The organism is Cellvibrio sp. KY-GH-1 (genome assembly GCF_008806975.1).
Lineage (GTDB): Bacteria > Pseudomonadota > Gammaproteobacteria > Pseudomonadales > Cellvibrionaceae > Cellvibrio.
In genome coordinates, this window is the sequence record NZ_CP031728.1 from 1,257,756 (window position 1) to 1,280,274 (window position 22,519).

Below are 22,519 nucleotides of genomic sequence, written 5' to 3' on the forward strand. Positions count from 1 at the left end.
GCCAAAAAGCCAACTTACATTATCACCTATCCCACTTCGCCAATAACGTCCTTGGACTTAACGAACTTGAGAACATTCGCTTGCAGCGCCTGCCTGATTACCCCGCGATCGGTCCCCAACACAAACATGGAAATACCTTGCCGCTGCCAGACTTGATAGTCCTCCACAGTTCGCGGTATCGCGCAAAATTGTGCCTGGCTGGATGCAACATTGAACGCGATGCTTTTTAACTCCGCCTTAACCCTTGGATGCTGTGTTTGCCAGGGCACGCCAAGAGATGCCGATAAATCAGCTGCCCCTTCGAGTATTACATCTACCCCCTCCACGCCGGCCAGCTTCCTGGCGTTCTCTGCCCCCTCACTATCCTCAATCATCAACACAACACAAACGCTGTCGTTAATATGCTGATTTCGCTGCGCCAACTCATCGGATTTAAAATTCAAATGCCGGTGCACACTAAGCCCACGATCCCCCTCCGGATTATAGCGACACAACTGCACTGCCCTCCTTGCTTGCTCCACTGATTGGACGCGAGGAAAAACAATCCCGCTTGCACCTGCGTCCAATATAGGCAACACCAGGTGTGAACGTTCCAATGGAACTCTCACCAATGCCGCCAGGCCCTGGCTACGAGCGGCCAAGATCATATGATCCAGCGTCTGCATATCTGTCAAACTATGTTCGAGGTCGATAATGACAAAGTCATAATTGGACACTGCAATAAATTCCACCAGCAGTGGCGACGGGGTAAAACAAAAAATACCCAGCAACTGTTCACGGTTATGAACGCGCGCCCGTAAGCCACTATGCATGTTCTACATACTCCCACACTGGAACCGCTAATGGGTTAGGTAACAAGACATAACTGGCATTGCTGTCAGCGTGTTGGAAGAAACGGGTAATTAAATTGGCTTTCGCTATTAACGGGTCCCCCTCCAACAACCCACCGATGCGCTGCCTCACCAGTTCCGAATTGTGTTTCGCGACAAATCCAGTTAGCGATTCCCGCACCATGCCCCACAATTGTTGCTCGCGCTCTCCAATTCGACACAGCTGATAAATAGCTTGGGCAATATGATTCACAAAAAGACAATAACTAACGCGCTGCCAGGTTTTGCTTTCGTCGTGAAGCACACTCGCCAATGCCTTTCCGGCCAATCCTTCAAGCATCGGCACTTGCCACATACCTCTAATTAATTTTGTTCCTTCCAGATCCCGCAAAATAACACCGCAGGGCCACCCATTCTCAAGCTTCACCACCACATTCTGTAAATGTGGCTCACAGGCAACACCCTGATCAAAATAGGCAGCCAATAACGGGGGAACCAAGTGTTTTATATATAACGCGAACCAATCCAGCGCAACACCATGACGTTGCGATTTATTGGTTCTCGCTGACAGGACGCTAATACATTGCACCAACCAAGGCTCGCCTTGATGGCTATCTCCAAACAAGGTTGCACTCAGCACCTGTTGAGTTGTACCGGAGCGCTGAAATGGCGTCGCATCACGAAAGATAACGCCGAAATGGCTACGCAAATCGCTTTGCTGCTCTTCATCCGCATCAGGAATATTGGCCGACAATGCGCAAGGTTCCAGCACAAACTCAAATCCCGGAAACTGTTGCTCCAGCTTCGCGACAACAGGCAAAAGAATCTTTGTAAGCCTAACTGAAGCATCCAGCTCATAGTAAGCATTCTTTCTGACACTATTGGTAATTCGCATACTTAGCGAACACTTTAAAAAATACGGAAAGTCAGGATTGTACAACGTGCGTACCGATGCAGTGGGACGAAAAAATATTCCAGATTCCCCCAGATACCTCAATGATTGATTTTCAATAGATTTTTGCACCATCGTCTGTTGCAATAAATATTTTGCTTGCCAGGGATGGCAAGGCAAAAGGCTCCAGCCCGAAGGAATATCGCTGCATGCAACCTGACCCATTTCTTGAATCAATGACCGCATAGGGAATTCATTACTAGTTGCCATCCATAGCACTACCGGCGATAGCGCAAAATAATGCAATTGAAACGAGCTGCCAAACTCCGGCCCATACAGCAAACTTTCTGCATCATTGAAACCCTGCCTGCATTTAGGTGCAGGGTGAAAGCTGTGGCCGTAAATCAATGCTGACTCAGATTCAATATAGCTACCGCACTGCCCTTGTTCTTGTCCATGACGTCGACCATAAGCAACGCTTTGTTTTATCAAGTTAGTGCTATTTTCAATTTGCATTAGCATTTCTGCTTTTACGTTATCATTTTGGTAACGCAGACAAAGCTCTTCAACAATAAGCGCGGGCAAACACGTCCAGGCAAGCTGCTCAAATACCGCCCCATCACCCAAACCACTCGCCAATACATCCGATGTATAAATATAATTACCGACCAATGACTGATTCGCCACACTGACAGATAACTTTCTTCCTACCGATGGAAACCCTATAAATAAAATACCTGCTGCACTCCCGCTGGAATTATCGGCCAGAAAATCCAGTAACTTATGAGGGATAGCAATTTCCCGGACATAACAGTTCAGTATCGCCAACGCTGAATAGCGATAGGCCATCGCATCAATAGATTCAACAACAAGTTTATTCATGATGTAGCCTCCTTAACGGCTGATGGAGATTGGGATACCGACCGGATAAACAACGGATTTTTTAGCCGATTAATGCGTACTGAGGATTCATTTTGTAGCCGTCGTTTGGTGTGCGCCTCCACAATTACGTGCTCGGATTGAAGATTAAATAATTCAAATTGCCGCTGCTGCTCAGGAAACTCACGCTGGTAACTTATGATGCAATTAACCAGCAACTCCCAGAACACAGCTTCTGGAAGCTTGAAATTCAAATCAAAAAAGAGCGCCACCTCCGACAGGTTCATGGAGAAAAATGCACTGTATAAATAGTTTTTTACATCTTCCGGTTCACTCGCACAAATATAGGAACTGCTATTAGTTGCAAGATGTTGCTCAGGCGTTGTCCAAATGGCCGACAAGCGCTCGCGATGAGTTACTTGCTCCGGGATAAAACGCACACCGTCATGAAAATCTTTCAACGCGACTCGTATCGGCCACCCCTCTTTATGAATCAAAATCATATTTTGGGCATGGGATTCCATCGCAACGCCATGAGCATAAAGCAATCGAATTAGAGGTAATGTGCAAACTTTCAGGAGTTGCTCCAACCATTCACGAACCCCATAGCGCACAACCCAATCTTCAATAATGGGGCGTCTATCGCAATCGATTTCGGTTAAACCACTGAAAGGTATAGCCTGCTCACCATCACGCAAATAGGGATGAATGCTCTCACGCCATAAACAGGCAATTTTCCCCGAAGCAATTGCTTCTGCGTCCGAGGAAAAACTAATCGCCTTAACTTCTCGCAAAACAATAGTTTTAAGGTTTTCCACCAAATAGGCATCCTCTGCCACCAATTGATATAACCAGTCACTGATAACAGGCGCATTGGCAATTGTATGTTCTGCCAAACCTCGGGCAGTCGAGGTATTTACAATATTCAAAGCCAATTTTACGTAATGATTTTTTGGCTGAGTGAGATTGGTGAGCGTACGAATGGATTGCTGTGGACGATAGGCGTTGTTTCCCTCGCCGAGCAAAATGATATTTTTTGCATGGATATCCGCACTATAGAGCGGCAGCAATTGATTCAACCATTGCCAGGGATGAATTGGCATCAACAGGTAATCATCGGGATTAGCATGATGCGTTGTGAGTACCGCCACAAATTGGGCTAATTGCGCACCCAACTGCTGCTGATAAAATTCGCCGTCAATTAACGACGGCGAAGCGACTGACAGGCAATTTGATTTTCTGACAGCCAACCAAATTAACTTGAACTCAGGTAAAAACTCAGGACCAAAGTGAATATTATCAATTACATCAAAACCCATACGAGATTTATAACAAGGGTGATAAGGGTGTGCCTTGATTAAATTGCTTTCAATATCGTCATAGGCCATATGCCGCATTAATTTTGAAAAACCATGAGCGGTAGACTGCAAATATTGCTGGCTCGCGTAAAAAGAGGCTAGCGCATCATTAACCAGGGTATGCTCCAGCTCCTGAATAAAACGCTCCAAAAACTCCACAACTATAGTAAAACTCGAACTAATTTCCGTTAAAAACTCACGAATTGACAGCGCCTCAGTAATGTCGTCGTTACATATGCGCATTACCGGATCAACACTAAGTTCCACACGTCCGAAACTCGCCCTGCGGTACCCGGTACAACGATAAGTTACCGGCCCACCCGAGATCGATTGCCCCCGAATGGTGAATTCCGTGCGCTTTACCGCCAAAGCATGTTCGCGAAAATTAATGGTGTTTTCGTACAACAGCGCCTGAATCAACTGCTTGAACACGCGACGTCGAGCGCGAACATAATCTTCTGAATATAAAAATTCGGTATCGAGCACAATGCTGGTTTTTTGCAATAAAGTGTTCATTTATTTATTCCTCGCATCAAGAGAGTGAAAGGGATTAACCACACTTCCCACTCCACTCGGCATCCCCATCATCCTGGTGCGCTTGATCAGACAAGGCTCCAAAATATAACGTGCCGGCCAGATCGGATTCTCGATAATTTCTTTACGCAAAATGGCTTTAGCGACCACCGGTATATTCATTTGATTCAGGAGACGCTCAATTGTGAACTTTATAGCCCCCCAGCAATGGGCCATAGGAATGGCATAAGCTTGCGACAAGGCATCAGCAATAGACCGCAAATTAACTTGAACACCTAGTGTTAAAAAATAACCCAACAGTTGTTGCGGCGATAAACAAATTAGCGAGTTAGGAGTAGCCCAATCCATTTGATAATCACACAGCGGAACTTGTTGCTGCTGGAGCCACGGAGGAAAAATACGCAGCGTGTCATGATCCCGCAGCGTCAATTGCACCATGGAAGCGGATTTGAAATTCACCAGAAGGTTTTGCCCATGAACCTCAGGCATTAACCCGTGAGCAAAACAATGAAACGCAAACTCACACAGTGAACTGGTGATAGTATTAAATACTTGCTGCGCGAATTCCGCGACCGATTGCCCTCCTCCGTGCTGCCGGTATAGCCACTCAACAGCAGGCAATTTGCCATCTATGACCACAGAAAGCCCGGCGATAGGAATTAGCGTTGCATTTGCTACTTCAGGATATGTCCGTAATAAGCAGGATAAATAGCCAGAGCGATTGGACAGTGACGATTCAGTCTCAGGTAAAAAAGCCAGCCACAGACTTTCATCGCATAGATTGATTCTTTCAGGCTCTGCCATTCGCGCGATAACTGCAGCCAACATCTGTTGGGCCTGATAACCATTAAACAAATAACGGGAAGGCAAAATGCGCAATGCTCCCAGACACATTAATGCCAATGGCACCTTGGCATGCACGGATGATTGATGCACCGGAATCAGCGAACGCCCGGACGCAGTTGGATAACAGCGCCCAAGCGATCCCACAACAAACACTATCTCTCGCTGGGCAAGTTGCTGCTGAAACTTCTCCTGCAAACAGTTTGCAAAATGCCAGGGATGTACAGGCATGAATGTGTATTGGTCACTATCCACACCGCAGGTTTTAGCGACGTCGCGGAGAATTTTTTGTTCCGCGTCAGTCAATAATCGGTCGGCAATTTGCCATCCTTTTAACTGCTGATTGCCCACCAAAAAATTATTGTTCACTGCAAGCCAGGTCAATCCAAAGCCTTCACTGGTCTCCGCAGAATAGCGCCTGAAATTTCCTGCACTCCAACCTTTTTTGGATTTTGCCAAGGGATGAAATGGACGATCGCGCAATGCGGATAATTGTTCCCATTGACGTAACCCAACATCCCCCGATTCACAGCTGGCAACAATAGTAGCGGTGTATTCAGCGGCCCAGGTCGATTGCGCTTGGGCCAATGCCAGGTTCTGCATAAAATCATCCAACCCACCAAGATCGGGCAAGGTATCTTTCTCTGCATATTGCACCAGGCAATTCATCATGCTCAGTGCATCATCAATCGCTAATACCGAGTTATGTTCTGGCTGGCATAGCAGGAGCGGGCCGCGCTTCAATCGGCAAGATTGAACATCTATCTCAGTGGTGACTCGCCCAACAATGAATGAACTCTTCTGTAGCGGATAAAAATAATAATGCTCATTGTTATCTAGCAAAAAATTATCAACAACAATTGGAATATTAAGCGTCCGACTTAACTGGGCGCGTTGCTGCAACTCAAAAAGATTCTCCATTAGTAATCCATCAAAGAGCTCCTTAAGCTGCCTTTCTGCAACGAAATGCTTCTGGCTGGCAAGCGGGCTTTCCTCGTGATTATTCATTAGTATTCCCATTTAATTGATCCCTCTTCATTTAGCCAACCAAGGAAATATCGTATTCAGGAGTGCAAACTACGATGGGATTATTGCGAGAAAACCTCGGTATAAATTGCGCATCCGCAGGTTGCAAGCTGGCCCGCCATGCAGAGTTGTATACCAGATCCATATAGCGATCTCCCCGATCTGGAAACAACGTAGCAATACAACTGCCCTTGGGAATATGGGGAATTAATTTCTTGATCGCTGCAACTACTGAACCAGAGGATCCACCAGCAAAAATCCCTTCGTCTTTTACAAGATCAAGACAACTTTCACAGGATTCCAAATCACTCGCATAAATCACATCATCAATTTCCTCGCGCGCGAGTAACTCCGGTACACGACTGGCACCTATGCCCGGCAAAAAGCGTTTCCCGGGCTTATTACCAAACAACATAGAACCCAATGCATCCACGCCGATAACTTTGAGATCTGGATAGGCTTCGCGCAACCGCCGCGCAATTCCCAAGATGGTGCCGGAGGTACTCACACCCATTACTAAATAATCCGGGCGCTCAGGTAATTGCTTTATCAGTTCCTCACCTTCACCGTGATAATGACTTTGCCAGTTACGCACATTCGCATATTGATTAATCCACACACTGTTTTCTTTTTCCTGCAACAGGGACTTAACCCGTGCGATGCGAGTTTCCAAGTAACCACCGTTTTTATCTTTCTCTAAAACCATTTCAATATGCGCACCATAGAGCTTCATAATTTCCAAATTGGTTTTTGAGATATTGGGATCGACAACGCACGTCAGCTGCAAATTGTGCACACGCGACATCATGGCCAAGGCAACACCCAGGTTGCCCGATGTACTTTCAATCATATGTGCGTTTTTCGGAATAGTGCCATCACGCAAACCTTGCTCAATAATATATTTCGCAGGTCTGTCTTTTACGCTGCCACCTGGATTCAATAACTCAAGCTTTGCGTAAACACGAATATCCTGCCCACGGAAAATGCGATTCAAGCGGACAATGGGGGTATTTCCGATACAACTGGCAATAGAGAATGCATTCATCATCTAATCTCCCTGGTGAAGGGGTTAATGGTTATTTGCTATGAAGAGCAAACGCTGGGTCCCACCGCGATCATTTGCGGCTTTTTTTTGCGCAAATGCCGAATTTTGAAAAAAGCATCCCTGGAAACCCTGATGGATTTCTTTTTATATAATTAAGAAAGTAGTGTTAACTGATCAGGTTTTTTCTTGCAGAGCCAATACAGGCTCCTCAATATCTCGCAGATTCTGCCCGCGCTTTTCGTTAATACAGAGCACTACTAGCGCAGAGAGTAAAAACAGGCCGGCAATCCAATATAAAATATCTACCGCAGGTACCCAGATAATTAACGCAGCGACCAATAGCGGCCCCAGAATTTGCCCGGCTAACAGATATTGTTTTGCAAGCCCAACAGCTGCGCCCGATAGCTCAGCGCTTTTCTCTTGAGTCGAGGCGTAGAAGATGGTTTGCGCCAACGCTGAAAAACAAGCGCCCTGCAAAAAGCGCAACAAAATAATTAACCAAAGACTATCAACAAGTGTCAGCGATCCCGTTGAAATTGCGCAACCGCACGCAGCCAGAAAGAAATTGCGCTTTGGTGAATAGCGATCGTTTGCCCTTCCCCACCAGGGACTAAACAGCAAGGTCGCAGCCCAGGCGCCCGCATGAATCACACCGGCAGTAGTGGCCAACGGCAGCCCTTGTACTCTTCCATCAAGAAACAGCACAAACACATTCACCAGGGCAAATGCGGCAGCCTGTGATAAACAGGCAGAGATTGCCCAATATTTCATTGCCGGATTTTCCATTTGTGCATGTGATCCGCACGCGTTATCAATTGTTTCCGTTTGATTCGACGTAGCAACGTCATGTGTTAAATTTAATTTAGCAGGCTCTTCCAGCAACCAATGCGCAGCTATTGCGGCCATGCAAGCAAAAATTGCTGTTGCCATTAGCAATACGGGCAGCGACCAAAAATCCATCATAACGCCCCCCAGAGCTGGGCCAGTTAGCGAACCGAATGCAGCAGCACTTTGCAAGATCCCGAGTGATTGCCCTCGTTGCGCATCCAAACTCGCTGCAACCGAAAATGCGGTTAAGGTAAGATTCAAACTCGCGGCGCCCAACAATAATCGCCCTACCAAAAAACCTGCCATAGAATCACTCAGCGCCATCAAACACATACTGACTGAAAAAACGGCCAGAGTAATCATCACCATAAATCGATACCCGTATCTATCGCAGGCAGCTCCCATTCTTTTTGCGAAAATAATTCCTGATACTGCCGGAGCCGCGAGCGCAACACTGGCCCAATAGGGCGCATAGCCCTTGCCAATTGTTTCCAGATACAAGGGCATAATCGGCACCATGGCCATAAGCCCCAGTGTTGCAATGCATTGGCAAGAGCAAATGAAAAGAAAATTGCGATGATAGGCCGACAAAAAACGCATGATTTAATTCCCTTAAAATAAGGACAGCGAAGTGCCAACTGATTCACTCTTTGCCAAATCATAGAAATGGCGTGCACAAGCAATATCGTCAACCGCCATACCCATTGCATTTAACACAATAATTTCGTCCTGATTTTCTCTGCCTGTTTTTTTGCCGACAACCAATTCACCCAACTCTGCGTGCAACTGATCCCGGGAAAAACGCCCTTCCAATACCAACTGATTAATAATTTTCTTTTCGCGATTGCACTGATCCCAATCATCAACAACGATTTTATTGGCTTGCTCAAATACTTCCTTGTGAAGGTCCATGATAGAAACGTTGCTCACAAAGGCACCCGGTTTAATCCAATCAAATTCAATATAGGGTGAATCGGTCACCGTACAGGTCACCACCAAATCACCTTGCGCGACTGCCTGCCTTGCACTAGCTGCGGGGAGAAAGTTTATCTGCGGGTAACTCTCGCTAAAGTGACGAGAAAATTGCTCGGATGCATGAGGATTAAGATCAAATAAATAGATATTTTCGATGGCAGGAAATTGTTCGATAAGAGTGACTATCTGCATTTTGGCAATCGGCCCGCAACCGATACAGGCAACTGATGTAAAACCGGGATTAGCTAAATATTTTGCCGCGATGGCAGTTACAGCCGCCGTGCGCATACCACTGATCAAACTACCCTCCAAAACGGCGATAGGAAAATTGGTATCAACATCATTGAGAATAATGACTGCGCTCGCGCGAGGTAAACCAAACTTACGGCCGTTGGCTTCACGACTTCCTACCCATTTAATGCCTGCCGCTGGTGTTTCACCACCCAAATAGCAAGGCATAGCAATAATTCTGTCTGCAATATGATTTGCTTCAGGCCAACGTAAATACGGTTTTATCGGCTGCACTACACTTCCCGCTGCGTGCTGCGCCAATCCCTGAGTTACTGCGGTGATGTAATGCTGGCTTGAAGCTGCACCAAGCTGCACCAAATCGGATTGGCTCAAATATAAAAGCGGAACTGACAACGTGGAGGGGTTGAGAAAACGTAACAAGGCGTTTTGCGCAGACATAGTGCTGTGATCCTTTAATTAATCAATTGATTAAAATTTGAAAAAACCATTTCATTTGCGAATCTATCGCCAATGAGAATTTATATCAATTGAATTTTTAGATTTACAGCAAAAATGTCACTCAATGACACGCGGGATTATTTTTAAATTTTATTTGCAGAGAAAAATAATTATTTTTTAAAACGTTAACTCAAACAGTTAACCAGCTAATAACTAAGTCCGCATTTAAAAACCACTAGAAAAATCTTACATAACCACCAAAAAGTAAAGTAAGAAAATAACACCACCAACTAAAGCAGTGTTATTTTTTCCAAGATTACTGTTAAAAATAATTACCAGTTATGCGTAAACCCTATTTTGAGTAGGGTGCCGCTGGCCGGTAAATGGCTGGTATTGGTATCGCTGCGCAACAATTGACTGTAGAGTGGGTAGTAATATTTATTAAAAAGGTTTTCCACACCAATACTCGCACTACTTTCCTCGCTAATTTTCCATTGCGAGATTAAATCAACCGTTGCATAGCCTTCGGTATCCCTGCGACTAAAACTTGCCACACCATTCAGGCGGTAATCCTTACCTTTAAATGCCGTGGTTTGTAACCTGTGACTCCAGCTTTCAGAGGGGCGATATTCTACATAGGCAGTAAATTTTAGCGGCGGAATACGATTGCCCGGCATATGTTGATATTGAGTGGAATTTTGCGGAAGCTCTTCGCCTTTCATCCAGGTAATGGTAGCGCCGAGACTCCAGTGATCATCATCGGTAAAATAATCGACTCCGCCTTCCGCACCGTAGATTCGTTCTTTGGTGCGCGCAAGACGAAGCCCGTTATTAAAACTTTGTACAGCACCCAAATCTGATTTGGATTCATACAGGCTAAAATTGGCGAGCGCATTTTCCCAGCGACCACGCCAGCCAAGCTCGACAGTATCTATTTTCAGGGCCTGGAGATTTGAGTTATTGATGTTAAAGGCAGGAGTCGCATTGCGAACTTGCAAACCTATATCGGGCAATTGAAAACCCTGGCTGTAGGAAGCATAAATTTCGTGTTTTTTTGTCAGCGCAAAAACGCTGCCGGCATTGTAGGTCCACTCGTCGTAATCAACCGTGCCACCTGTGACTGTACCCGGATTCGCCAGACGCGATTGCGACAAAGGAATAAAATCATCAAAACTTCCTTCCGCCCGATCATAGCGAGTACCTGCTTCAACAGACCAGCGCTCGTTAAAGCGATGCTCCAATTGCGCAAATGCACCTGAAGTTTGTGTAGTTACTTCAGGCATGTAAATTATTTTGCCAATTTTCCTAAAAACCAAACCGCCACTGGCGTCATAAATTTTTGGATCAAAAATATCCAGCGGCATATCGGTAGCTTCGTTGTGGAAATCGCCGCCCCACACCAGTTGGGTAGTTTTGTTATCGCCCAGTGGCGATTTAACCGTCAAGCGACCACCGTAGACTTCAGAGTTTTGCATTGACTGATCAACATTACCGCCACGCACCGTCACTTTGCGCGCATCGAATGGTGCAAAGCGCGTAAAAAAATCGCGATAGTAAAGCTGCGCAGCGAGTGTATGACCGGCGAGGTTGCGATGTTCGTAATCCACACCCAGCAGTGTATTTTCAACGCGATTTTGCTCCTCAAGTTCCAGCCCTTTTATCGAACGAGCGGGCACACTATTGGCAGGCAATGTTGCCACTCTGGGATCTGTTGCGTAGTCAGTGTCCTGGCTGAGGTCGTAATAACTCGCGGAGAATTGCAGGCGTTGATTTTCATCAATTTTAAAACCCAACTTCGCGGCAGTGCTGTAGATATTTGAATCAAACATATCACCTTGACTTGGCTCGGGTGCAATACGATTTCCTTTTGCATCAAATGAACCACCCACATGGCGAGCCCCCATACTGAGGGTGTAATCAATTACTTCTTTTGCGCCAGAGATATAATGCTGGACCTCCCCGCCCAATCCCGATGTACCTATTTTTGATAGTGGAACAACACCGGTAATGGTTGTTTGTGCGCGAATTTCCCCTTCTGGTTTACGTGTGCGAATTGAAATAATCCCACCCGCCGCACTGCTGCCATAAATTGAACTACTGCCGCGCAACACTTCGATTTGCTCGACATCGGCGAGGTTGATATTCGCGAGATTGCGCGACGAACCACGGTTGGTATTGAGCGGTACACCATCGACCAACACCAGGGTTTCCCGCCCACGAAGAGTTTGACCGTATTCAGTAATCGTATGGGTGGAGTCAGCTAGCCCGGCAATTGCTTTTCCAAGCAAGGTGGCGAGGCTGTCTGAGCCCTGCCGCAATTTATCCAATTCCTCTTTTTCAATCAGGGTTACCGAACGCGACGGCTCAATAATTTCACTGTCTGAGCGCGCTGTGATAACCACTTTTTGCAGCGTTTTCACCGATACTGCTGCAGGATTAGCCTCAACCGTGTAATTGCCTTCCTCCAATTTCACAACACGCAGATTGGTATTTTCCAATAACCGGGCGAAACCGTCTTCCACCAAAAAATTACCGGTGAGCCCAGCAGTAATATGCCCCTGCAAGCGATCACTGTTGACCGACAAATTTACCCCGGCCTGACCGGCAAAGGCTATTAAGGCTCGCTCCAATGGCCCCGCTGGAATGTGGTAGGTTTTTAATTCAGAAACATTAACCGCACCTATGGCAACTACATCCTGAGCCCAAACACCAGGCACTAGAACATTGGCTGCGAGAGCTGTGCAAACAAGAAAAGCGGAACGAGTAGCTGCGCAACGAAGGTTAATTCGACGGGCAGAAAACAGAGAACAAGTGCAGTATTCAAACATCAGTTTTATCCATGTCAAAAGTCATTGAGTGAGTTTTTCAAAGAACATGACAGGTGAAACTGGAAAACAGGACACACGCATTAGGTTTTTTAAAAAATATATTTTTGCGGATACTAGCGGGGATTAATGGTCACCCAATAGCGCGTGCGTGTGTCCACCGTAACGGGCAGCGTATCTTCAAGCAAACGCAGGATGGTATCGGTATTCGCCAGGCGAAAAGCACCAGTGACTTTCAAATCAGCAACCGCAGGATCGCAGCGCAACAAACCGGGGCGATATCGAGCAAGCTCCAGGGCAAAATCGGCAAGTCGCATCGCCTTTGCATAAAGAACCCCATTGCGCCAGGCATCCACACCTACTTGAATCGGCATAGCAGGTTCAATCGACATCATATTAAATTGCACTCGCTGGCCCGCATTGACAATAACACTGGATTGGCCGGAACCAGTGACCACCTCGACAGCACCTTCCAGCACCGACAAGTGCGTCCCCTTATTACTCTCTCGTACAACAAATTCGGTACCCAATGCGCGCATACGGCCATTTTCAGTTTCAACTAAAAACGGGCGATGGGGAAAGTGAGCATCGGAAGCCGTTTTTATGAAAACCTCGCCGGCAATATGCTCCAGTAACCGCTGGCTCGCATCAAATATTACGTTTAATGTGGAAGCGGTATTCAGAGCAACTTTGCTGCTGTCAGCCAGGATAATTTCGCGCCGCTCACCCACCGCGGTGCGATAAAAATTCGGGCGACTGGTCTGGAAAAAATCAACGCCTAACCAGCTCGCCGAGGGCAAAAGCAACAGCGCAGCGATATTACGCACCAACTTGCGCCGCGATGCCTGCCCGCGTTCACGCCCCAACACAGACATACCTAATTGCGGACTAATACTGCCGAACTGGCTCACCAATAATTCAGCGCGCTGCCAAACACGTTGATGCTCTGCATCTTGCTGCAGCCATTGCTCCAACGCATTTTTTTCCAAATCGGATAACGTGTTGCTATGCAAGCGCGCCAACCACTCGGCTGCCTCGTCAATTACGCGAGTACTAGTCTGTTCATCGCGAGAATTATTCATGATACAGGCGAATCAACCGTGAGCATTAAACGCAGGCATTGACGAAAACCCTGCGCCATATAGCGCGTAACCGTACGTACATTTACGCACAAACGTCGCGCTATCTGCTCGTAGGTTAAACCTTCCAATTGGGACATTAGAAATGCACTACGAACTGGTGCGGGCAACTCATATAACAGTACATCTAACTCATGCAGAGTTTCCAAAACAACAGCCTGCTCTTCAACGGAGGGAACCAGAGGCTCAAGCAAATACGCCAAGGTTTCTGTGAATGCACGCTCAAGTGATTGCCGCTCATAATGATTAATCAACAACCGCCGGGCCACAGTTGTGAGATAAGCCCTTGGCTCCTGCAATTCAAATGCTTTATCAGCCCGGGACTTTAGCCACACCCGTAAAAAGGTGTCATGAGCCAAATCCGCTGCGGTAAATTTGTCCTCTAATCGACGTCTGAGCCAACGCTGCAGCCAGTCGTTATGACATGAGTAAATACTATTGAATTGCTGGTCAGGTATAGCATCTGGCGGCACAAGGACTCTCCCTTACAAACCTGCAATTGAAAATGATTCTTGTTTGTAATCATAATTAATTATCGAATTGACAACAAGCCACCATGGGTTTCCAAATCACATAAGCGACCTAAAATTCTCATAATCCAGTCAAAGACGATACACCTGAGTCAGGCAACTGATTTGCGAATGCCATTCACATACACCTCGGCGCTCCAGCGGTCACCAATTTTTCGGAAAGTTGCCTCAGAAAAACCTAATCCCCACGTAATAAAGCGTGGGGGCTCAGCAGACACAAACAATTAAGCGCAAGGAAGCCAGTAAGGTCGAAAGCAAAAACGCCCACAAGTCTATAACTTGTAGGCGTTGGAGATGAAAACTATTTGTCTATGGTTTAGTACATGGTGCCCGAGGCCGGACACCAATTACCGCTATATTGGAGAGTTAAAAACAAAAATACGTAAATTATAAGTATTTCAACCCTAAAAAGAACACCCAAATTAATCATCGATTAAAGTCAGAATTTAGGACTTGAACAGGGCCAGAAACTAGGATTGTGATTCCAGTGGTCGTGGGTTCGATCCCCATCAGCCACCCCATATTTTCCAAGCCTTCCAAGTAAGTACACACTCTCAAGCAAAGATTTTCCGAAGATCATTCCGAAGATAATCTGTCGTACGCCGGGCGCCCGATAGAGAGATCATTTAATCGCAAGGGATCCTTGATATACCCCAACATAAGCTGAATTTTCCACCCTAGCAAAACCTGCGGATCGCTCAAGTTTATGCCTGAACGGATCGCCAGCCGATAAGAGACAAATCCACTTCGCATAAGCTTACGATACGTCTCGCCAGGAAACCCAGCCGCTGACGCATCATCATCAAGCCCAACTTCACCACCAACAGCGCTGTAAGAAGGGTCATCTATGCGAGCCTCGCATTCATCCAGATCCATTTGCTCTACAGCCGTATACAATCGCCTAAATTCCGTTTGATCCAGGCCTGAAACCTTGTACAAATTATCAGCACCGGAAGTGAATGAAGGAACAATATTCGATATGCTCATAACAATACCTATTCAGCTATTTTTGTGTAACTTACGCCAGAGTCCGACGCCGATTGCGGCGAAGACCTAATTGTCAACGGGTAACCTATATACACAGGAGTATTAAAATCAGCACTAATGAGCGTTAGTGAATTATTTGACGCTACCGCAACACTTTTCCCACCCCCTCCCCGATACACTAAATTTGATGCAGATGAGAAATTAACCGCCGAATACTTAATCTTCCAAGAATTAAAATTTGGGTCAGCTGTATATAAAAAGGCCGCCCCTGAAGAAGCGCTACCACCCACAGGAACGCAAAGGCGAGCACCATCAAAATCTGCCCCGGATATATTTCCAGCCCAGCCAGCAAGCTGAAAAACGTTCCCCCTATCAGTCCACGAAGCTGCGGCACCATTTACCGAATGAATCAAGCCTAATGACCCGTTATTAGTTGCATACAAACCAACAAATTTACCAAAACAAAAACTAATATTTACAACAGAGGATATTGGTAACGATACAGAAGAAAAAGCTGCACCCGTATTAGTAGATCTATTCACAGACCCAGCTCCCGAACTACCCGCAATTAAAACGGTTGCAACACCATCAAAAGCTATTTTTGCTCTGCCCGAAAAGATTGTTGCAAAATTAGCCGCCAACCAAGAAGTCCCATCTGTAGATCTGATCGATCCGGCAGTAGTTGAACCCGCACACCCGGCCACAAAAGCAGTGCCGCACCACCTTACTAGAGCAGTTGCGGAACTGGAGCTCACGGCAGGCGCTGTGCGCGACGTCCATGCGGATGTTATGTTTGCGGTAGTCTGGCTCCAGGCGAACCATTGAGAGGAACTATTACCTACAGCAACCCACACATCCAAGGTAGGACTATACGAAACGCTATCAACATTGCCAGAAAGTACTACATCAACAAAAGTCAGCCCACCGTTAACGGATACCCTGAGGGTGGAAGAGCCATTGCACACAATTACAATGCCACCACCAGACGAAAAATTTGTGGCCACATCAGAAATATTTAATGGGTCGGCTATGAAGCCAGCCGAACCCAAACATTTTAAAAAATCAAGGCCAGCCGCCTCAGGATACGAGGACGCCAAAGCCAATGAACCAGAGCGCAGCCATTCAGAACCATCAATATCAAAAAAGGAAGTACCCTTGTCGGTAAATGATCTATCCACACCGATTTTGTCATCGGACGAAACCAAAGCACTTAATGCAATAGCCATTTCAAATCTCCTACGCCAGCACGCGATATTTGTTTAGCGTCGTATCCACAACGATTTCGCAATACGCCTTGTTGCACAACAACTGATCCGTATTGCCCTTTCTGGTAGAAAAACCATTTGCCGCCGCCTGAAGAATTAATGACTTTGAAGGCATCTGAAATGCCAGATCAAACGTTTGCCCACCAGGAATACCCGCGATAGATGGCATATTTACTACGCCAGAACCCTTTACGTAGTAACGCCCAGGAATCTGAATTGTTGTTGGTGCAGTTATTTCTGTACGCCCCACCGATTGCGATGAAACGGCCCAAGCAGAACTAACCCCCGGCTCATTAGCCACAACATTTTCAACACTCACCAAGAGCTGCCAATACTTATCGTTATGATAAACCGTTGCCGGAACAGCGAGAGCACCTGATAATCCTGACCAGGCCCCTTTAAATGATGCGGCGGTCAAAACAAAACTTTCACTTTCAGCCGCTGCATTAGCGCTTTCCTCAGCCTCACTCGCTTTATTTTCCGTAAAATTTGCAGCCCCCATAATCCATCCAGCCAACGCATTTTGTTCAATCACATTGTTAAATTGTGAGTTAACAAAATTCTGCTGATTTGTATCGAATTCATCTTCATCCTGCCCACGATTAGGACCAGGCTCAATGAATGGCGTCAATAACGGAGGAGACGATACAGGCATATTACAACCCCAGTATTTTTAAATTGTAATTTGACTTACCAAACTCATAAGTCGACGAAAAATCAGAAACCACGCCCAAAATAATGCTGATTTCATGATTGGGCGACCCAACAAAAACAGTTGGATCACCACCAAGGCTAATTAGCTGCGATTCAACAAACGCTAATCGCGAACTATCAACCACTACAATAAAATCACGCTGTCTCGCTTTGCGCCGCTTATTTAATTTTAAATTCCCAAATGTGTCGTAACGAATGTCACTAAAATCCTGATACCGAGGCTGCAAACCCCACTTGGTACAACCAAGTTCACGCCCCCAGCCTATTACCAGCTTACCGCATTTAGCAACACCACCAGGGCGAGAAATAGTAACTCGAACAACCGCCCCAGAATAATACGGCAATGAAAAAGTGACGAATTGCTCTTTACGCTGGATTGGCGCATTGAACCATGCAAAAAAATAATTAATTCCCTGCGTACTTTGCAAAGAAATATTTTCACTAGACCAAACCAGTGAACCATCATCAATAATTTCAATCAATAAAGTTTTCGCGCTTAGTCCAAATAACGCAAGTGACGAATAAAGTTCCCCAGGCTCAATTTCAACAACAATACTTTCTGAATTTTCCGTTTGAATTTCTGAACCGCGAGTCATATCAAACATATGCCAACGATTAGTAACCCCAAACACCGGCCAAACAGCACGGTTAGCATCATCAGCAGGGGCTTTATTAGTATTATTAGATGCAGCCTTATAAACAACATGACCAACCCTAACCTGGTCACCGGTTACGTAATCCTCGACAGAACTCCATAAAGCAGGGGAAGTTTCAGCAACATTAGAACTAACCAGCTGATCATCTCCGATATTAATCGGCTTTATATACCTCATGCAGCCGCCTCCCCCTGGTATTGAATTTCACGCAATAAGGTCACAGTGTCTTCGGAGTCTCTACGCCCCTGCGCATTAAACATGTAACTTTCTTGCCGCAACGCCGTGATCTGAGCAAGCAATTCAGCATTGTTTTTAGCAACTTCGCCCGCCACATCCTGCGCCGCCACACGAGGGTAAAAAACCGACTCTTCTCGCACCAACTCAGTCAATCGGGCGATTGCATCAGCAACCGTTTTCACACTGGTATCAATACCGCGCAATGCGTTTATTTGCTGTTCAAATGCAGTATATTGCTTCTCCAGTTCAGCAATTTCGCTGTCACTAATTTTTTGAATTAAATCCATTTCCGATTGAGCAGAATTATTAATTGCCTCAATCTGCTCCTGCGCTTCTTCCTGGTACCGGACAATCAGGCGGTCTGTATTTTCACCCGCCGCAATCTGAGAACCACGCAACTGCTCTATAATTAACTCTTCCGCCGTTGCCTGCGAATCCGCCAAATCCGCCAACTCAGAAACTCGCGATGCGGTTCGCGCCGCCTCATATGCATAATCTTCCAGCGTTGAAAAACTGGATTCACTGACGCCAATCGCACCAATAATCGATTCAATGTCATCCTGCCCCGGCATTTTTCCGCTTCGAGCAGCATCAATGACACCCTCCAACTGTAAAAGCGCCAACTCACGCATACGATCAGCAGAAGAGGCATCCACACCAAGAAGATCTTCCACCGTGTTACGCAAACCGCTAGATAAATCACGCAAACCACTCACCGAATCAGACAGGGAATCAATCTGATTTTTATAGTGATCAATCTGGGTTTTCATCCACGCATTGGCACTTTCAATACGACCCTGCAACGCAGAATTAGCCGCCTCAATACTGGCATCTCGCGCAGCTGCAATGGCCTCTATTTTTGAGCCGGCCTCTTCAGATTTTCTTGCGGCCTCTGCGTCAATTGCCATACGCAAATCGGAGAGCGCTGCATCTGTTTGGCCCTGCATAATATTTTGAATTTCCAATAGCGAAGCCTGGCGAATAGTGGACAATTGAGCCTCACTAGCCCCCAACTCCTGAGCGCGAAAAATAGAATCTTCCAGCGCCTTATTTACATCAAAAATAGCCGCTGCGAACTCATCCATACCTGACTTAGCAATCTGATCCTCAAACGGCTCCATAAAACTAGCTAGCGCATCAGACAGTTTATTCCCCGCATCAACCGCATCCATAGTCGCCTTAGCTTGTTTATCCAAAGCAGAAAGGTAATAGTCTGTTGCATCCACCAATCCCAATAACGATGCAAATAACTCAGGGTCAGACACTCCATTTTCAATCAAGTCTTTGAACTCATCACGCGTTTTTGGTATTTGCAAACCAAGCGCGGCAAAACTTTCAGTCACCTTTTCCTGTGCATTTTCAAACTTGTCCGCATCATCCAAAAATTTATTGGCGTAATTACTCAAACCACTGGATAGCGAATCAAAACCACCAGCCGCATCCGCAAGGCCTTGCACTGCATCCACAGCGGACATGCCAACGGCAACAAAATTTAAATCCAGAAGCTTGGCCGCGTCACTAAATGCCGCCGTTTCACCTGCCAAGCGCAGCATGGTTTCAAATGCACCCTCACCTACTTCCTGGTATTTTTTGAGCACATCAGTACCATCCAATAACACACCCGCCCAGCCATCCAGGGTGCTACTGAAAAAACCTTCAATCTCCGCAACTAAATCCGCACCCTCCAAATTCTTCAGAGATAACTTTTGTGGATCAACCAACAAGCTATCCACATAATTATCGAACTCAATACCAAATATTGCAGCCGATTGGTCTAGCGCGTCGCCAGCCCCTTCAAATACGCCAGCAAACTGCCCCAACAGTATTTCATCAAGCGATTCCGATACGGTTTTTACTTTGTTAGAAGTAGTAATGCCTAGCGTCTTTTTCTTTGTTTGAACATCAGCATACGCAAATGCATCCACCACCCCACCAGCCAAAATATCAGCCAATGACTGCCCGACAAAATTTATACCGGAATCAATAACTTTTACTTTTTTGCTGTAGAGATTCTTTCCAACTTTGTCAGTCAACCCATCCATAAACCCAACTATAAAATCATCAATTGGATTATCTATTCCAAACATCACAGAGCCAGGATCCAGCCCCCTGAATAAGGTCTCACCAATATTTTTTGCGGTACCAATCAACCCAAACGTACCAGACTCCTGCACAGATAAAGAATCACCCACCCCATCTATCCCAAACTGCCGCGCAAAACCCGCAGCTACCCCCGCAATCCCACTACGAATATCAAGCAACGCAGAAAGCATTTGGTGATTAACACCCAATGAATCCCCTGCAACACCACCCAAGCTTTCTATGGCAGCATTGATGGATTCAGATTTTATATTTCCCTCACCCAAAATCGTGCCCAGCGATTGGCTGGACTGGCGAAATTCCGCCGTCATTTTTTCAAATTTTTCGTTTTGTGTTTGATTCCATTCACTCACACCCGCGATAACCGCCACAGCAATAGCGGCGTACCAACCACCCTGACCAATAGCACCAGCCGCCTGCCCAGCCTGACTGGCGGCCGCTTGACCTTCGCCCGATGACAATTTTTGCTGGAAGTTAAGCAGTATCGGCTTACTAATAGCCTCATGCGCCATCTCCGCCAGTGTGCGGGTAAACATGTCTTTAACACCACTGAGCGCATTCTCAGCACCATTGGCGTAGTTAAACCAGATATCGGATGCTGTTGCGTTAATTCGCTCAAATGCATCCTCAGTTAAACCGGATGACGCTGCTAATTCTTTTTGGGCCTTATTATAAGAATCTACATGCCCATCAATAATTTCATTCAATTCACGATTAAGTGAAGCCTCTCGCTCCAACAATCCAAGACCCCATTCACGCAGATCAACTTGTCGTTGCAACGCAACCAATTCTCTTTGCCTGGCAGGGTCCAACCCCTCAATCAAGCCACGCTCAAGGTCATACGCCAGTTCAACCGCTTTTGATTTATTACCCCACAAGTCGATTTCTTTTTGCAGGTCCGCACGCATTCTTTCGAAGTTTTTACTTGCCTCAGCCGCAAGCTTTTCTTGCTCTTCTGCCGCCTCCCTGGCAATACGCCCCGCCTCAATTTGAGCAGCAGTTAGATTATTCAGATCATTAAAAGCGTCCTCATATCCATTGGCCTCAAGATCAGCAAGCAGTGCCGCCTCCTCGGCAGATTTTCTTGCAGCCAAGCTAGCCGCCTCTTGCTGCTCATAAAGCAGGCCTATTTGTTTTTTTGTTTTATTAATTGCATCCTCAAGAACATTGTCATCCTGATAGTTGTAGGCCCTAGTAAAAAAACCTTTCTCTCTTTGAGCCTCCAACGATGAAAGTAATTGCTCCAAACGAACAACATCATCTGAGTTAATTCCATTTACACGAGCTGCAATTTCCTCACCAACCCAAGTAGCAAAATTATGCAATTCCGCCAAAACCTTTACCGAAGCAGTACCAATATTAATCAATCCGCCAGCAATTGCAGCAATACCTTGCTGCACTTCCGGATCAGCAAATACAGCCGTCATCTCCGCCAAGCCGGGCGCTGCCTCCATAGCCGCGGCATTACCAATGCCGCTAATGGATTTTTGCAGGCGGCTCAAATTATCGTTAAATTCTTCCGCCGCTTTCGCACCTTCAGTACTCATCACCTGGTTAAGCCGGGCCGCCTCCTCAGCGCCATCTCGCAAACCCTCCGCACCCGCATTTAACAATGGAATTAAATCCTTACCGCTTTTACCCAATAAATCCTGAGCTAACGCGGTTTTTGTTGCACCATCTTCCAGTTGCGATAATGCACCCGCCACCTCCTCAAACAGCACAGCAGTGGTTTTTAACTCACCATTGGCATTTTTAAGGCCAATCCCCAAATCAGAGAAAGCCTCAAACGCAGCCCCCTTTCCCTTAGTTGCCGCATCAATATTTTTATTAAATTTACCCAGAGAGCCCGACAGCAAATCAAATTCAACACCAGCCTCGCCCGCCGTGAACGTAAGCGCAGACAACTCCTCCACACTCATGCCAACAATTTGCGACTGCTTATAAAGCTCATCTGCCGCATTGAGCGATGACTTAACCATTACAGAAAAACCGGCCGCCGCCGCAACACCAACCGCACTAGCCGCCGTTGCAATACCTTTTAAACTTTTACTAATATCATCCGAATTCTTTTTGGCATTACGACTAGCCTTATCCATTGGCCCGATAAATCCGCCAATCTTTGCAATTAAATCCAGCGTTAATGTGCCAAGCGAGCCAGCTGCCATA

The 22,519-nt window shown here is 46.2% G+C and carries 15 protein-coding genes; all 15 read right to left on the reverse strand.

Annotation, left to right across the window (positions count from 1 at the left end):
* Window positions 1–26: 26 nt before the first annotated feature.
* The 15 genes from D0C16_RS05295 to D0C16_RS05365 all read right to left on the reverse strand — a co-directional run bounded on the left by D0C16_RS05295 (window position 27) and on the right by D0C16_RS05365 (window position 22,518).
* Window positions 27–812, reverse strand: coding sequence for an HpcH/HpaI aldolase/citrate lyase family protein (locus D0C16_RS05295; protein ID WP_151031346.1), 786 nt, complete (start codon window positions 810–812; stop codon window positions 27–29).
* Entirely contained in the window at window positions 805–2,604 is a 1,800-nt protein-coding gene (locus D0C16_RS05300) for an IucA/IucC family siderophore biosynthesis protein (protein ID WP_151031347.1), read from the reverse strand. The genes D0C16_RS05295 and D0C16_RS05300 overlap by 8 nt, the downstream gene beginning before the upstream one ends.
* Complete coding sequence (locus tag D0C16_RS05305) at window positions 2,601–4,475, reverse strand: IucA/IucC family siderophore biosynthesis protein (protein ID WP_151031348.1); 1,875 nt, start codon at window positions 4,473–4,475, stop codon at window positions 2,601–2,603. Before D0C16_RS05305 ends, D0C16_RS05300 begins: the two co-directional genes overlap by 4 nt.
* Window positions 4,476–6,344 carry an IucA/IucC family protein gene (locus D0C16_RS05310; RefSeq protein ID WP_191968650.1) on the reverse strand — a complete coding sequence of 623 codons (1,869 nt, stop codon included), beginning with the start codon at window positions 6,342–6,344 and terminating at the stop codon, window positions 4,476–4,478. It lies immediately after the preceding gene.
* 31 nt (window positions 6,345–6,375) lie between these two features.
* Window positions 6,376–7,410 (reverse strand): 2,3-diaminopropionate biosynthesis protein SbnA, encoded by a 1,035-nt coding sequence (sbnA, locus tag D0C16_RS05315; protein ID WP_225318913.1) that lies wholly within the window; start codon window positions 7,408–7,410, stop codon window positions 6,376–6,378.
* 171 nt (window positions 7,411–7,581) lie between these two features.
* Window positions 7,582–8,835 (reverse strand): MFS transporter, encoded by a 1,254-nt coding sequence (locus D0C16_RS05320; RefSeq protein WP_151031350.1) that lies wholly within the window; start codon window positions 8,833–8,835, stop codon window positions 7,582–7,584.
* A gap of 12 nt (window positions 8,836–8,847) precedes the next feature.
* The gene (sbnB, locus tag D0C16_RS05325) at window positions 8,848–9,900 is read right to left on the reverse strand and encodes a 2,3-diaminopropionate biosynthesis protein SbnB (protein WP_151031351.1); all 1,053 of its coding nucleotides are present in this window, start codon (window positions 9,898–9,900) and stop codon (window positions 8,848–8,850) included.
* A 332-nt stretch (window positions 9,901–10,232) separates the two neighbouring features.
* Window positions 10,233–12,617: a TonB-dependent receptor gene (locus D0C16_RS05330; RefSeq protein WP_225318914.1), complete on the reverse strand. Its 2,385-nt coding sequence runs from the start codon at window positions 12,615–12,617 to the stop codon at window positions 10,233–10,235.
* Window positions 12,618–12,841: 224 nt separating this feature from the next.
* Window positions 12,842–13,807, reverse strand: a complete 966-nt coding sequence (locus tag D0C16_RS05335) for a FecR domain-containing protein (RefSeq protein WP_151031353.1) — start codon at window positions 13,805–13,807, stop codon at window positions 12,842–12,844.
* Window positions 13,804–14,337 (reverse strand): sigma-70 family RNA polymerase sigma factor, encoded by a 534-nt coding sequence (locus tag D0C16_RS05340; protein WP_225318915.1) that lies wholly within the window; start codon window positions 14,335–14,337, stop codon window positions 13,804–13,806. The genes D0C16_RS05335 and D0C16_RS05340 overlap by 4 nt, the downstream gene beginning before the upstream one ends.
* 633 nt (window positions 14,338–14,970) lie before the next feature.
* The gene (locus D0C16_RS05345; RefSeq protein ID WP_151031354.1) at window positions 14,971–15,381 is read right to left on the reverse strand and encodes a hypothetical protein; all 411 of its coding nucleotides are present in this window, start codon (window positions 15,379–15,381) and stop codon (window positions 14,971–14,973) included.
* 8 nt (window positions 15,382–15,389) lie between these two features.
* Entirely contained in the window at window positions 15,390–16,607 is a 1,218-nt protein-coding gene (locus D0C16_RS05350) for a hypothetical protein (RefSeq protein ID WP_151031355.1), read from the reverse strand.
* 10 nt (window positions 16,608–16,617) lie between these two features.
* Window positions 16,618–17,301 carry a hypothetical protein gene (locus D0C16_RS05355; protein WP_151031356.1) on the reverse strand — a complete coding sequence of 228 codons (684 nt, stop codon included), beginning with the start codon at window positions 17,299–17,301 and terminating at the stop codon, window positions 16,618–16,620.
* A gap of 1 nt (window position 17,302) precedes the next feature.
* Window positions 17,303–18,193 (reverse strand): hypothetical protein, encoded by an 891-nt coding sequence (locus tag D0C16_RS05360; RefSeq protein WP_151031357.1) that lies wholly within the window; start codon window positions 18,191–18,193, stop codon window positions 17,303–17,305.
* Window positions 18,190–22,518: a hypothetical protein gene (locus D0C16_RS05365; RefSeq protein WP_151031358.1), complete on the reverse strand. Its 4,329-nt coding sequence runs from the start codon at window positions 22,516–22,518 to the stop codon at window positions 18,190–18,192. The genes D0C16_RS05360 and D0C16_RS05365 overlap by 4 nt, the downstream gene beginning before the upstream one ends.
* Window position 22,519 lies beyond the last annotated feature (1 nt).